This is a genomic window from Arthrobacter sp. Y3221159 (assembly GCF_059089885.1).
Genome location: NZ_JBNHFC010000011.1, coordinates 123,499 through 137,807 on the forward strand (window position 1 = coordinate 123,499; position 14,309 = coordinate 137,807).

Genomic DNA, 14,309 nt, shown 5'->3' on the forward strand with positions numbered 1-14,309 from the left:
TAATTCGACGGAATCTGACATACGATCGGCCAATGACTTCAGTTTCTCGCCCCGAAGTGACGCACCTCATCGATGATCTGGACCGTAGGATCATCGGCGCCCTGCAGCTTGACGGGCGCGCTTCCTGGTTGCGGGTCGCAAGGGCATTAGGAGAAAACGAGCGGACAGTGGCCCGCCGTGGAATGCGCCTGCTGGACAGTGGCATCATGCGGGTCACGGGCATGCAGCTCAAGGCCAACGGCACGATTCTGGCCCTGAAGTGCGGCCCAGGACACGTACGGATGTGCTCCCGGGCCGTTAGTGCCCGACCCGAAACGATGTGGTCCCACATGGTCGCCGGTTCTCACGACATCGTCGCGGAGGTCAGTCACTCCCGGGCCGAAGAGCTGACCTTCCTGTTCGAAGAGTTGCCGGCTATTCCCGGGCTTACATCAAGCAGTACCTATCCGGTCCTGCGGTACCTAAGAACCGCTCACCAATGGCGCCCCGGGGTGCTTAGTGACGCCGAGTGCGAGGAGTTGGAGTCCGGAGCCCACGTGGATCAAAGACTGCATATCGGTGAATTGGAAGGCGTCTCGCCCGGTGACCGAATCATGCACTCCGCCCTGATGGAGAACGGGCGCAGGACCTACGAGGAACTGGCCCGGCTTGCCGGTGTATCGGAAGCCACTGCGAGGAGGCGCATCGATCAAATGCGGCAGGACGGGCAGCTGGTCGTGCGCGCCGTGGTTGACCCAGCGGTGCTCGGTTTGCCCATCAAGGCGTTGATCTGGGCGCGGACTGCGCCCCGGGAGCTCGACCAGTTGGTCGCTGCCATTGAGGGCACCCCCCGCATCCGATACGCCAGCCGAATCACTGGACCTTACCAGGTCTTGATCGCGGTGGACCTGGCGTCACGTTCTGACTTGGATGACTTTATTAGCCATGCAGAATGGGCACAACATGCCGACAGTATGGATGTGGGAGTCGTGGTAGCGACAGGGAAACGAGGCGGCTTGCTCAGCGACGCCCTGCGCTGACAGCGTTCGCCACCGGGCTGCGGGCAAAGATTGCCGGCCGCCGGGACGCCCTAAGACTCGCGTCTGCCGCATGGACCCCATCCAGCGGAATCTAGGGACCGATCACAGCTATGGCATCGATCTCGAAACGCAGACTCATTGCCAGAGCTGCCTGGACGGTAGTGCGGGCCGGACGGGGTTCAGCAAACCTGGTCACGTACACGGCATTGAACAGATCCAGATCCTCGATGTTGCGCAAGTAACAAGTAGTTTTCACAACGGATTCCAAACCACAGCCGGCCGCGGCCAAAACAGCCTCGAGCGCGTTGATGGCCAGCTCGATTTCGTCCTCCAGCTGCACCGGAGCGCCTGGAGCTCCAGGCGTGATGCCCACTTGGCCGGAGACGAACAAGAAATCGCCGATTTGTACGGCCTGTGACAGCGCTGGGGACGACAATGCCTCCGGTGTGCTGATAATACGTGCTGTCTTGTTCATGTTTTTCTCCTCGTTGCTGTTGCGGATGTTAACGCAGGGGGTCAAAGTCGGCGGCTTCAGGAACGTTGTTTCCGGAGATCAGCTCTGCGAGCATTTGGCCTCCGGCGGGGCCCAAGGTTAAGCCCCACATGCCGTACCCACCAGCGACATGCACATCCGGGATCCGACTGCGGCCGATAAGCGGCAATCCGTCCGCCGTGCACGGGCGCGATCCCACCCATTCTTCGCTGCGGCGGTCGAAATCAATGGATGGAAGTAAAGGCTTAATGGTCCGGACAACGGCATCGAGGCGCCGGTGATCGAGAGGAGCGTCAGGGTGGCGGAACTCCATCATTCCTGAGATGCGCAATGTCTGTCCCATGGGCGTGGCGACCACCCGGTGGGACGGGAAGTAGAGCGGCCCAGATGGCAGGGCGTCGGTCTTTACACTGAAGCTATATCCCCGGCCGGCCTGGACGGCTTGCCGGATGCCAAGCTTTTTTCGGAATTCGGCAAGCCACGCCCCATTCGCCATGACGACCGCATCTGCAGGCATACGTCCCGCGCTGGTGTGAAGGACTGGGCCGCCATCATGCTCCATACCGAGCACGGAGACACCCTCTTTAATGACGGCGCCGCTGGCCACGAGCCTCTTTGCCAAAGAGCTCACGAAAACTCGTGGGTCCAGGTAATACTGATCGTTGAGTCTTAGCGCCCCGCCAAGGTCCTCCGAGACCATGGGTGCCAAGCGCCTGGCAGCCTGCCCGTCGAGAAGGTCAAAGTCGACATCCTGGCCTGCAGCTCGAACGACCTTCAATTCGTGCTCGATGCCCGATAGTTGCTGTGCGCTGGCGGTGAAGATCAGTCCCGGATCCATTCGCACGGGGCCGCCCTGCACACCTGCGGCTTCCAATTCGCGGTAAGCCCGCAGCGCCTGCAGGTTAAGTGGGGTAAGGGACTGGACGCCTGCCTCCCACTTGTCCGCCCGGCAGTTGCCCACGAACGCCATCAGGAACCGGAAGAGGTTTGGGTCGGCACGGAGCGGGACCGAAACAGGAGAGGTGTTGGAGAAGAATGCCGACAGACCAACCTTGAGCGCTGCCGGCTCGGCCAGGGGCACCGAAAAGGCCGGGCTAATCCACCCGGCGTTGCCCCACGATGCCCCAGATCCTATCTGCTTCCTCTCCAGCACAGTGACCCGATTGCCCTTTGCCATCAGAAACCAAGCCGCCGACAGGCCGACGATGCCGCCGCCAACTACTACCACATGCTTCATTTTCTATTCCTGTCTTGCTGAATAAGGAGCTGCTCCAGCATCTCAAGACCCACGGGAAACAGTGGCGAAATGGCAGAAACAACGAAAAACGCCATCTCAATGACCGAAAGTCGCCCTTCGCGAGGCAAAAGTGTCCCTATCGTACTCTCCTACTCCGGCAGATTCTCCCCCTGGGACTGCAGATCCCCGAGGGCGTCCTGGTACCGGTGCCTGAACCAGTACACGTCCGAGAAGAACGCCAAAGCCCAAAGCGTCTAAGCGGACCAAAGAGCTGGAGAAGGAGACTGCTGGCTCAGGCAAGGTCAAACGGCGCATCAGAGCCGATTATGTCGGCCACCCATTGCGGAGCGTTCGGCATGGTCAGGATGCGACGGGTCGGCCAAGGCATCCATGATCTCCTCATAGCCGGGAAAACCTCCGGAGTCTTCCAGCGGGTCGTGCCGAGTGCGCTCGATCAGTTGGGCTTGCGGACTGTCTCCCGTCTGCGGGCCCACGGGATACCAGCTTGAGCTGCAGGGCTCTGAAAACGACCGACCTCGTGGGTCTCGACGTGCGGTTGGGGATCGCCGAGTACTTACATGCCACCCTGGGCGAACGATCTGCCCCGCCGCAATTTTCAGAGAAAAAATGTGGCCCGCGGCGGCCCTGGACGCAAGTCAGATAAGGGGTTCTTCGACTGGACCTGATCTTACCTGCACGTCAGGGCTACCTCCGCTCCTTTAGTTTGGCCACCGTGACCCGGCACCTCTGTTTGGCGGGTATCCAGCCCGCGCAGGAATACCGAGGCTGTTACGACAACCAGAAGTACCTCTGCCAGGAAAACAGCTCCCAGAGCATTGCCCCCCTTTGGTGTCCTACTCCGGTTAGCGGCGTCCACGGACCTCAGCTCCCGGAGGTTTCTATTTGTCTCTGTACCAGTGCGTAAGCCAAACCATATCTTCAACATGTCTTCCTAATAGGTCGAAAAGCAGACTATTGTCCACGCTTTCATCGGAACGGTATTCAAGAATTAGTCTGAAAGGATACTTTGTTGGAAATATTGATCTATCGAGGACGGAACAATGACGATCTCCGCCAACCCCAAGGCACCCGAAGAGGCTCCGGTTACGCCCGCCGAGGGCTCCATTCCGGAGTCGGTGCGCAAGTTCGGCATCACGGTGGAGGACTACATGCTCCCCGCGCACCACCCGATTCGGATGGTAGATCCGGACGGCAAGCTCATCCCCCTTGACGATCAGGGCGCCCAACCCGGCCACGAATATCCCGTTCCTGGAGACCAGGAGCTGGTAGCTGCCTATGAGCAGCTGGTAATTGGACGCAGGGTTAACGACCAAAACTCGGCCCTGGTCCGCCAGGGGCGTATGGCTGTCTACCCGTCCAGCCACGGCCAGGAAGCCTGCCAAGTAGCAGCAGCCCTTTGCCTCTCGGACGGGGACTGGATGTTCCCCACCTACCGCGATTCCGTGGCAATAATGGCCCGAGGTGTCGACGCCGTACAGGTAATGACCTTGTTCCGAGGTGACTGGCACGGCGGGTACAACCCTAACGACCACAAAGTGGGTATCCAGTCCACACCCCTGACCACTCAGCTGCTTCACGCCGTCGGCGTAGCCCACGCAGCCAAGCTGCGCGGTGAGGAAACTGTCGTCTTGGCTATGTGCGGGGACGGGGCGACCAGTGAAGGCGACTTCCACGAAGCATTGAACTTCGCGGCTGTTTTCAAACTCCCCGTCATCTTCTTCGTACAAAACAACAAGTACGCCATATCCGTGCCTTTGGCGCAGCAGTCCGTCGCCCCGTCTCTAGCGCACAAGGCAGTGGGCTACGGGATGGCAGGAGAACGCGTGGACGGCAATGACCTCGTCGCTCTCATGGCAGTACTGGGCCGAGCAGTGAAACTGGCCCGTGAAGGTTCAGGTCCACTTCTCGTCGAGGCACACACGTACCGAATGCAGGCGCACACCAACGCCGATGATGCCACCCGTTACCGCCAGGACAGTGAGGTCGCCGAATGGCTAGCGAAAGACCCCCTGAGCCGGATGATGACCTACCTCACTGATAAAGGCCTGTTGGACGACGAGCTTGAAACGCAGATAGCCGAAAGGGCAGAAGTAGTCGCTGCCCAACTCCGGGACGGGCTCAACGAAGACGTCGCCGTGGACCCCCAGGACCTCTTCAAGTACGTCTTCTCCTCCCCCACACCGCAACTGAAGGAACAGTCTGCGCTGCTCGCCGACGAAATCTCCCGGGAAGAAGCAACCAAATGAGCCCCACCATCACAGCTTCCTCCGAGGCCAACGGCAACGTCAGTGCCGCCACCGCCACGGCTGCTGCCCGCGCTGCCGCACCTGAAAACGGACCGCAGTCAGCGACCCTCGCCAAGGCAATCAATACAGCCATGGTCGATGCGATGAACACCGACAAGTCAGTCATCGTTTTCGGCGAGGATGTCGGAACGCTAGGCGGAGTCTTCCGCATCACCGACGGTTTGACCAAGACTTTCGGTGACCAACGGTGCTTCGACACTCCTTTGGCAGAATCAGGCATCGTGGGTATGGCCGTGGGCATGGCCATGAACGGCATGCGGCCTGTAATTGAAATGCAGTTCGACGCTTTTGCTTACCCCGCGTTTGAACAAATCGTCAGCCACGTGGCCAAAATGCATAACCGCACCAAGGGCGCGGTGAAGTTGCCTATCGTGATCCGGATCCCGTACGCCGGAGGCATTGGGGGCGTCGAACACCACTGTGATTCCTCTGAGGCGTACTACGCCCACACCGCCGGATTGAAGGTGTACGCACCGGCCACGGTGGCTGACGGGTACCGCATGCTGCGCGAAGCCATCGATTCCGATGACCCCGTCATCTTCCTGGAGCCCAAAAAGCTCTACTGGTCCAAGGACCTTGTAGACCTGCAGGCCCTGCGCGATCAGCATGCATCCAACACCGAAGGAGGCACCTCGAGTGAGGGCCGGGCGGCTGTCGCCCGCGCCGGGACTGACGCTACCCTCATCGCTTACGGCCCATCCGTTCCAACGGCTCTGGCGGCAGCTGCTGCAGCCGCCGAAGAAGGGCGTTCCCTGGAAGTCGTTGACGTCCGCTCAATCGTCCCCTTCGATGACGAAACCGTCAGCGCATCTGTACGCAAGACGGGGCGTGCCGTAGTGATTGCCGAAGCCCACGGTTTCGCGTCCGTGGCCTCCGAGATCGTAGCCCGGGTCCAGGAAAGCTGCTTCCACCACCTGAGAGCACCCATCCGCCGTGTCACCGGGTTCGACGTTCCCTACCCGGCCCCGAAACTAGAGCACTATTACCTGCCCGGCGTGGACCGCATCCTCGACGCCGTCGACGACCTCCAGTGGGAAGACTAATCATGAGCGAACCAAACGTATTCCTCCTCCCTGACCTCGGCGAGGGCCTCACCGAGGCGGAACTGGTCAACTGGCTCGTTTCCGTGGGCGACGAAATCCGCGTGGACCAGCCCATTGCCGAAGTGGAAACAGCGAAATCCATGGTTGAAGTACCCTCGCCCTACGCTGGCACGGTAGCGATCCTCCATGGCGCACCGGGCCAGACACTTGACGTGGGCAAGCCTCTGATCTCCGTGACGGCTGCCGGCACTCCAGGCGTGTCTGCCAGCATCCCTTTGTTCGACGAAAGCGCCACACCAGCCGCAGACGCCGCCGCAACTGCCTATCGGGAAGAAGAAAAGGCCGGTTCCGGGAACGTCCTGATCGGCTACGGCACCCCGGGAGGGTATGGCCAGGCGCGCCGCAACCGACCCCGTAAGGCCGCTGCTACCACAGCCGGTGCTAACGCGTCGGCACCGGCATCCACTCCACCAATCCAGGGAAGACCCGGAACCGTCAGCTCGCCCCTCGTTCGCAGGATGGCCAGAGAAAACGGAATCGACCTAAACTCGCTTATCGGCACAGGAACAGCCGGTTTGATAACACGGCGTGACGTGGAAACGGCCATCTCAGCTCCCTCCCTGCCAACAACCCCCGCTCTCGCGCCCACAAAAGAGTCGCCGGCAGAAGCGCCGGCGGCCGGGGCCGATCCAACTACCCGCGATACAGACATTGACTCCCGTACTGGACTTCGTATTGCAGCAAGGACGCCGGTCAAGGGCGTGCGCAAGGCGGTGGCTGCCAACATGTCCCGCAGCCGAACAGAAATTCCCGAAGCCACAGTCTGGGTTGATGCCGATGCAACGGCACTGGTAGAGCTGCGGGAGGGCATGAAGAAACAGAATGCCGACAGCACCCCTGGGCTGCTTGCCTTTATTGCCCGTTTCGTCACCTCCGGCCTCAAGAAGTACCCGGAGTTGAATACCCGATTCCAAACCGCCCACGAAGCGGAAGACAGTGAGCTGAAGGAAATTATCGGTTTCGACGGGATAAACCTGGGGTTTGCCGCGCAAACCGACAGGGGACTCGTAGTTCCCTCCATCCGAAACGCCGACAAACTCAGCGCCCGGCAACTGGATACCGAAATCCGCCGCCTCAGCAAGGTCGCACGCGAAGGTAAAGCAACACCGGCTGAACTAGGCAGCGGCACCTTCACACTGAACAACTACGGCGTCTTCGGGGTAGACGGATCAGCTGCAATCATCAACTACCCCGAAGTAGCAATCCTTGGCGTAGGACGCATCATCGACAAACCGTGGGTGGTCAACGGAGAAATAGCCGTCCGAAAAGTCGTCGAGCTGACGCTCGTATTTGATCACCGCGTTTGTGACGGCGGAGCGGCAGGCGGGTTCCTACGCCACGTCGCCGACGCCATCGAGAACCCCACTTCAGCGTTGGCCGACCTGTAGCCAACGAGCCCCATCACGGGCAAACCTAGACAGCCTTCGAAAAGAAGGCAAAGAACTTTGCTTGACGCGCCCAACAGGGCGATGAAGCGAGTCCCCATATCCCTCCTGCTCAAGAGCAAGAGGAGCCCACCCCGGTCCCATTCCGCTGCGCCCAAAAAACCGGACCGAGGGAGAGCAGATCCACTTCAATTGGCTGGTTCGCTGCGAGGAAGCAGACGAGAACGAGCCTCATAAGGAGATTTACAGAATGATTGAAGCAACGAAGCCTACCCCGCAGACATCCGATCAGCAGGCCGCCGCCCTGGAGCTCGAGTGGGCCGCCAACCGCCGCTGGGAAGGTGTGACCCGGGACTACACGGCTTCCGACGTCGTCCGTCTCCGGGGACGTGTCTCCGAAGAACACACCCTGGCCCGCCGCGGCGCGGAGAAGCTGTGGAAGCAGCTCACCGAGGAGCATTGGGAAGGCAAGTACACCAACGCCCTGGGCGCCCTGACCGGCAACCAGGCCGTGCAGCAGGTCAAGGCCGGATTGCGTGCCATCTACCTCTCCGGCTGGCAGGTTGCTGCGGACGCGAACAACTCCGGGCACACCTACCCGGACCAGTCCCTGTACCCGGCCAACTCCGTGCCCACCGTGGTGCGGCGCATCAACAACGCCCTCCTCCGCGCTGACCAGATCGAGTTCTCCGAGGGCATCCAGACCGTTGAGGACTGGCTGGTCCCGATCGTCGCCGACGCCGAGGCCGGTTTCGGCGGGCCGCTGAACGCCTACGAGCTCATGAAATCCATGATCGCCGCCGGCGCTTCAGGTGTTCACTGGGAGGACCAGCTCGCCTCGGAGAAGAAGTGCGGGCACCTGGGCGGCAAGGTTTTGATCCCCACCCAGCAGCACGTTCGGACCCTGAACGCCGCCCGCCTGGCAGCCGACGTCGCCGGCACCCCATCCGTCATCATCGCCCGCACCGACGCCGAGGCGGCCACCCTGATCACCTCCGACGTTGACGGGCGGGACCAGGAATTCATCCTCCGCGAAGGCGGCCAGCCGGTCCGTACTGCCGAGGGCTTCTACAAGGTCCGCAACGGCATCGAACCCTGCATCGCCCGCGCCAAGGCCTACGCCCCCTACTCCGACCTCATCTGGATGGAAACCGGCACCCCGGACCTGGAGCTGGCACGCAAGTTCGCTGAAGCCGTCAAGGCCGAGTTCCCGGACCAGATGCTTTCCTACAACTGCTCGCCGTCGTTCAATTGGCGCAAGCACCTGGACGACGACACCATCGCCAAGTTCCAGCGTGAACTTGGCGCCATGGGCTTCACGTTCCAGTTCATCACCCTGGCCGGCTTCCACGCCCTGAACTACTCGATGTTCGACCTCGCCCACGGCTACGCCCGCGACGGCATGAGCGCCTACGTCGAGCTCCAGGAAAAGGAATTCGCCTCCGAGTCCCGCGGCTACACCGCAACCAAGCACCAGCGCGAAGTCGGCACCGGCTACTTCGACACCATCTCCACCGCGCTCAACCCGAACGCATCCACCCTCGCCCTGGTCGGATCGACCGAAGAGGGCCAGTTCCACTAAAACTTCCGACGGCGGTCCTACTGCAGGAAAAGCGGTGGGACCGCGCGTCACACTTCCTGAGGAAACACTGCCATGAACAGCTTGATAGACAGCTTCACCATAAACGGAATTCGATTTACTGCCCAGCCGATTCGTCGGCAGGATGAGATCTTGACGCCGGAAGCCTTGGAATTTGTCTCGACGCTCCATTGGGCGACCGAAGAGCGCCGACAGGAGCTACTGAAAGCCAGGCAAACCACGCGGAGCGAAATTCGTGCTGGCAAAGACCTTCGGTTCCTCCGGGAAACGGAGTGGATTCGCAAGGACATGTCGTGGCGGGTCGCCCCACCGGCTCCGGGCTTGGAGGACCGCCGCGTAGAAATTACGGGGCCGGTGGACCGTAAGATGACCATCAATGCCCTGAACTCCGGCGCGAACGTGTGGCTCGCTGACATGGAAGATTCTTCCACCCCCTCTTGGCGGAACGTCATCAAGGGCCAGCTGAACCTCACCGACGCGCTCGAGCGCCGGATCGATTTCACCTCTCCTGAGGGCAAGGAATACAAGCTCCGCCCCGCCGGCGAATTGCCCACCATCGTGGTCCGCCCGCGCGGCTGGCACCTGCCCGAAAAGCACATGCTCATCGACGGCGCCCCGGTTGCCGGCGGCATCGTGGACTTCGGCCTGTTCTTCTTCCACAACTCCCGCCGCCTCCTCGCCCAGGGCAAGGGCCCCTACTTTTACCTGCCCAAGATCGAAAACCACCTCGAAGCCCGGCTCTGGAACGACATCTTCATCCTCGCCCAGGACCTCCTCGGCATCCCGCGCGGAACCGTCCGCGCCACCGTGCTGATCGAGACCATCACCGCGGCCTTCGAAATGGAGGAAATCCTCTACGAGCTGCGGGACCACGCCGCCGGCCTGAACGCCGGCCGCTGGGACTACATCTTCTCCCTGATCAAGAACTTCCGCACCCGCGGCCCCCGGTTCGTCCTGCCGGACCGCGCCCAGGTGACCATGACCCAGCCGTTCATGCGCGCCTACACCGAACAGCTCGTGCGCGCCTGCCACAAACGGGGCGCCATGGCCATCGGCGGCATGGCAGCCGCCGTCCCCAACCGCAAGGACAAAGAAGCCGCGAACACCAACGCGCTCGAGAAAGTCCGTGCGGACAAAACCCGCGAGGCCAACGACGGCTTCGACGGCTCCTGGGTAGCCCACCCGGACCTGGTACCGGTCTGCCGCGAGGTGTTCGACGGCGTCCTCGGGGACCGCCCGAACCAGCTGGACCGGCTCCGCGAGGACGTCACTCCAGACGACCGCGCGCTCTTGGACATTGCCTCGACAAGGGGCAATATCACCGAGCAGGGCATCCGGAACAACATCGAAGTGGGCATCCGCTACATCGAATCCTGGCTCCGCGGCAACGGCGCAGTGGCCATCCACAACCTCATGGAAGACGCCGCCACCGCCGAAATCTCCCGCTCCCAGCTCTGGCAGTGGATCTACGCCCGCGCCATCACCGATGAGGGAGACATTATCTCCAAGGAATGGGTAGAAGATTTGCTGGAGGACGAATTCGATGGACTGGAGAGGTTTGACGGGGACCGCTTTGAAGACGCACGCGAAATCTTTACCCAAGTGACGTTGGGCCGGGACTTCCCTACCTTCCTGACCCTCCCCGCCTACGCGCTCTACCTGAAGGAGTGCAACGAGACTGAGCTGGCGGCCGCCCGCTAGCCAACGCCACCCATGAGCAGAGAGCGAGCGGACAGTACGTTCAGTTGACCCACGTCAACTGAACGTACTGTCCGCCGCACCACATCAAAACCCATTCAACGAAGAACCACTGGGAGTACGGCATGACTAATTGGCGGATCAGGGATTTCCATTCAGCGGACCTCGACGGGATTCTGCATCTGTGGGAAGCCCTCAAAGCCTCCAACGTCGATCCGGTATACGCACTGTCCGAAGTCCTTGCATCTTGCGAGAAGGACCACGCCGTTGTGGCGGTGCAAGGCGAGCAAGTGATTGGTGCCGCCGTCGGACGCGCCGCGCACGACCAGGGCTGGATCGTTTTCCTGACCACGCTGCCGAAGTACCGCGGCCGCGGGATTGGAACCTCCCTGCTGGCCGCCGTCGAAAACCGGATGGCGCCACACGGGCTGAACAAGCTCTCAGCACTCATGCCCGAATCCGAAACCCGCGTCGAGGGCTTCCTTAACCGCGGTTTCGCATTGAAGAAAAACCTTCGCTACTTCGAGCGAACCATACCGGTCCAGCGCCAGGAACTCGGTGCACTCGGCCAGCTGGGCGGACGCGTCTTAGCAAGGGATTTGTGGGAAAACGTAGCCGGAATGCGTAAAGAGAAGGAACTGCTGGAACGCCGTCTGGTCCTGCCCCTGGCCGAAGCCGACCTTGCCGACGAATTCGGCGTGGTCCCGCCGCGGGCTGTGGTGCTCTTCGGGCCGCCCGGCACAGGCAAGACCACGTTCGCAAAGGCCATCGCTTCCCGCCTGGAGTGGCCCTTCGTTGAGGTTTTCCCCTCCCGGCTCGCCGCAGATCCCCACGGCCTTGCCGGCGCGCTCCGCGAAACGTTCCTGGAAATCTCGGAATTGGAGCACGCCGTGGTGTTCATTGACGAGGTGGAAGAAATCGCATCCCAGCGTTCCGGTGAGCCGCCCTCGCCGCTGCAGGGCGTTACCAACGAGCTCCTCAAGATCATCCCTGCCTTCCGCGAACAGCCGGGTCGCCTTCTGGTCTGCGCCACCAACTTCATCCGCGCCTTGGACACCGCCTTCCTGCGACATGGCCGTTTCGACTACGTCATCCCCATAGGGCTGCCCGACCGCCAGGCCCGCGAAGCCATGTGGCAACGATTCATCCCGGCGCCCGTTGCCGACTCCGTGGACGTGGAACTTCTTGTGGAACGCACCGAGGGCTTCTCCCCGGCCGACATCGAATACGCCGCCCGCAGCGCCTCCCAGCGCGCTCTGGAAAAGGCAGTCTACGACGACGGCGGGCTGGCCTTTGGGGGCCAGCTTTCCGTCCGTGAGGCGGTACGCAAAGGTCCCTCCACCCAGGACTACCTGGACGCCATCGGCGAAACCCGAACAACGGTCAGCCCGGATGTTCACGAGCAGTTCCTGGAGGATATTGAGGCGCTCGGGAGGGTGTGATGGTCACAGAAAAGGACGGAAAATCCCCGCTGCATTTATCCGGTGGCCAACCGTCCGACACTCCCCGTCCGCCATCGCGGGGAGTGATAGCGGAGCGCGTGCTGCATGGCGGCACCGAGACTGATCCCCCGCTTCACGCTGAGGTGGAAGGCGATGAATCTACTGCCCGTCAGTGGCTCCGGTACGGACAGCGGCAAGAGTTGTTGCACACCGTCCCGCCATCCCCTTCCGGCCCAGCCGCACCTTCAAATGCGAGTTAGTCACGTTGGCCACACCCAACGGACGAAACGGATTCCTTATGGTTAGGCAGCATCATGAAGCAGCTGGAGGTGAAGGAATTCCTTGCCCGCTGCTTTATGAGAAAGGTGAGAACACTCCACCCAGCGCGCGGAGGTAGCTGGAAGAAGGAAACCGCTCCGTGCGGAGGAAGTTAATGTCCCGTCCGATGATGCTGGGACAGTATGGTTCAGGAGCAGAACAATGAAACCCCGTACTCAACGACGGCAGCACGCGGGCGAGGACAAGCGATCCCCTCTCCCTTGCCCTGGGCCGCCGCAGCACTTCCCGCCGGAAATTGTTGTGGTGGTCCTTGGCGTGATGTATCCAAGTGTCCTCCCCCAGCCTGTCGACGCTACCACCCACCTTGATCTGCCACTTCCATCTCTCGGACTAGACACCGCTCGGCAAAGCGCGGATGTAATCTTTCACGATCCGCTCTCTTCCCAACGAAACGGTGACGAGGCTTCCCTAGCCTTGAAGTATGGAAAGAAACACAAGGGCACAGGGTACGAAAATCATGCGGACGCCCAGAAAGCTGTTGCCCGCGATCTGACGTTGCTCTTTCTGGCGAAAACGCGGGTAACCAACACCAGCTCTCAGCTGCCATCACATTCAGACGCTACTCACGAGGACATTATTCAAGGAGCGGATTGGAAAGGGCTCAGACTGGGTCATGAGGTTGAGGTGCTCGACGACGGTCTGGTTATTGCACGTGGGGTAATTGAATACCTGTCTTCGGATCAAGGCATCATCCGACTCAAGCTCTCTTATGGAAGAGGTAGACGAACGTACCGCTGGAGGGACGCTCGGCAGGTTCGTACTGTCTGCCAGGATGGGCCAACCCAACCGGTGACGAGCACCACTCCTTAGCTGCAGTTTCAGGGCGTAGGGGCTAGGAGCCTTTGGGGGCGTTGCTCCTGTAAGGTACGGCACACCCCAACCTGACGTCAGGTAGCTACGTACAGCGCGTCGGGATAGGGTCCCTGCGGCATTTCCGGACGCCGTCGTAGGCAGGTCTGAGATCTATATCTGACAGACGAATCACGCTGCAGCCCAGGGGGCGCCGCCGCATCAAAAGGCAAGCATGCTTCCCAAAATGTCCCACCCCGCCTCTAGACTTCAACCCATGGACAACAACGGGAAAGACACCATCGGCAGCTCCACACCTGAGCCCGATGCAGGGCTCAACCGCGATCCCGAAGACTGGGTGACCGGTGACGAGCCCATGACCGCGGCACAGCGCAGCTACCTCGACACGCTCGCACGGGAGGCAGGGGAAGAGCTACCCGCGGATCTCAGCAAGGCGGAGGCGTCCAAGCACATCGACCGGCTGCAGCAGCGCAGCGGCCGGGTGTCGGGTGACGGGGATGGCGCCGCGAGCTAGCGGCAGCACCTGGAGCGCCGGTGGAAGACGCCGGCATCCAGGAAGGGGCCTACCAGGCCTGCTGTTCCCGCGTGAGGCCGAAGGGCACGGACTCGCTCAGGGAAATCGTGAACGTGTTGGCGGCATGCCGCGTGACCAAAATGCCGTGCCGCCGGTCGGCAAGGGCACGAGCCTTTGCGGCGGAGACGGCAGCGTCCAGTTCGCTGTCCATGCTTTGGCGGTCGGCCACGGTGAGGGTCAGGGGGAAGTTCATGGGTAGAGCCTTAGGTAGATCGCGGGGAGAGGGGCAGGGCAAACCGCCTGCGCTCCCCAAGGCTGCAGACGACAAAAGGCACCTGGGTG

12 protein-coding genes and 1 pseudogene are annotated in these 14,309 nt (G+C 61.5%); 9 read left to right on the plus strand and 4 right to left on the minus strand.

Annotated elements, in window-relative coordinates:
* Nucleotides 1–32 precede the first annotated feature (32 nt).
* Entirely contained in the window at nt 33–1,019 is a 987-nt protein-coding gene (locus AC5RT3_RS13035) for an Lrp/AsnC family transcriptional regulator (RefSeq protein WP_494011318.1), read from the plus strand.
* Nucleotides 1,020–1,110: 91 nt separating this feature from the next.
* On the opposite strand, the gene AC5RT3_RS13040 is transcribed toward AC5RT3_RS13035, so the two are convergent.
* The 3 genes from AC5RT3_RS13040 to AC5RT3_RS13050 form a co-directional block, all read right to left on the minus strand.
* Nucleotides 1,111–1,494: a RidA family protein gene (locus AC5RT3_RS13040; RefSeq protein WP_494011319.1), complete on the minus strand. Its 384-nt coding sequence runs from the start codon at nt 1,492–1,494 to the stop codon at nt 1,111–1,113.
* Between the two features lie 28 nt (nt 1,495–1,522).
* Nucleotides 1,523–2,749, minus strand: a complete 1,227-nt coding sequence (locus AC5RT3_RS13045; protein ID WP_494011320.1) for an NAD(P)/FAD-dependent oxidoreductase — start codon at nt 2,747–2,749, stop codon at nt 1,523–1,525.
* A gap of 314 nt (nt 2,750–3,063) precedes the next feature.
* The gene (locus tag AC5RT3_RS13050; RefSeq protein WP_494011321.1) at nt 3,064–3,243 is read right to left on the minus strand and encodes an IS1096 element passenger TnpR family protein; all 180 of its coding nucleotides are present in this window, start codon (nt 3,241–3,243) and stop codon (nt 3,064–3,066) included.
* A 26-nt stretch (nt 3,244–3,269) separates the two neighbouring features.
* Here AC5RT3_RS13050 and AC5RT3_RS13055 point away from each other — a divergent pair.
* The 8 genes and pseudogenes from AC5RT3_RS13055 to AC5RT3_RS13090 form a co-directional block, all read left to right on the plus strand.
* Nucleotides 3,270–3,435 (plus strand): annotated as a pseudogene (locus tag AC5RT3_RS13055) (3-hydroxyacyl-CoA dehydrogenase family protein); the annotation flags it as partial.
* Nucleotides 3,436–3,810: 375 nt separating this feature from the next.
* Nucleotides 3,811–5,016 (plus strand): pyruvate dehydrogenase (acetyl-transferring) E1 component subunit alpha, encoded by a 1,206-nt coding sequence (gene pdhA / locus AC5RT3_RS13060; RefSeq protein ID WP_494011322.1) that lies wholly within the window; start codon nt 3,811–3,813, stop codon nt 5,014–5,016.
* Complete coding sequence (locus AC5RT3_RS13065; protein ID WP_494011323.1) at nt 5,013–6,119, plus strand: alpha-ketoacid dehydrogenase subunit beta; 1,107 nt, start codon at nt 5,013–5,015, stop codon at nt 6,117–6,119. The genes pdhA and AC5RT3_RS13065 overlap by 4 nt, the downstream gene beginning before the upstream one ends.
* A gap of 2 nt (nt 6,120–6,121) precedes the next feature.
* Nucleotides 6,122–7,567 carry a dihydrolipoamide acetyltransferase family protein gene (locus tag AC5RT3_RS13070; RefSeq protein ID WP_494011324.1) on the plus strand — a complete coding sequence of 482 codons (1,446 nt, stop codon included), beginning with the start codon at nt 6,122–6,124 and terminating at the stop codon, nt 7,565–7,567.
* A gap of 247 nt (nt 7,568–7,814) precedes the next feature.
* Nucleotides 7,815–9,146 carry an isocitrate lyase gene (aceA, locus tag AC5RT3_RS13075; RefSeq protein ID WP_494011325.1) on the plus strand — a complete coding sequence of 444 codons (1,332 nt, stop codon included), beginning with the start codon at nt 7,815–7,817 and terminating at the stop codon, nt 9,144–9,146.
* A 72-nt stretch (nt 9,147–9,218) separates the two neighbouring features.
* Entirely contained in the window at nt 9,219–10,865 is a 1,647-nt protein-coding gene (gene aceB, locus AC5RT3_RS13080; RefSeq protein ID WP_494011326.1) for a malate synthase A, read from the plus strand.
* A 122-nt stretch (nt 10,866–10,987) separates the two neighbouring features.
* On the plus strand, nt 10,988–12,304 hold the full coding sequence (locus AC5RT3_RS13085; RefSeq protein ID WP_494011327.1) for an ATP-binding protein: 1,317 nt from the start codon (nt 10,988–10,990) through the stop codon (nt 12,302–12,304).
* A gap of 1,405 nt (nt 12,305–13,709) precedes the next feature.
* Entirely contained in the window at nt 13,710–13,967 is a 258-nt protein-coding gene (locus AC5RT3_RS13090; RefSeq protein WP_494011328.1) for a DUF3072 domain-containing protein, read from the plus strand.
* Nucleotides 13,968–14,016: 49 nt separating this feature from the next.
* On the opposite strand, the gene AC5RT3_RS13095 is transcribed toward AC5RT3_RS13090, so the two are convergent.
* Complete coding sequence (locus AC5RT3_RS13095; protein WP_494124359.1) at nt 14,017–14,220, minus strand: hypothetical protein; 204 nt, start codon at nt 14,218–14,220, stop codon at nt 14,017–14,019.
* Nucleotides 14,221–14,309: the final 89 nt, after the last annotated feature.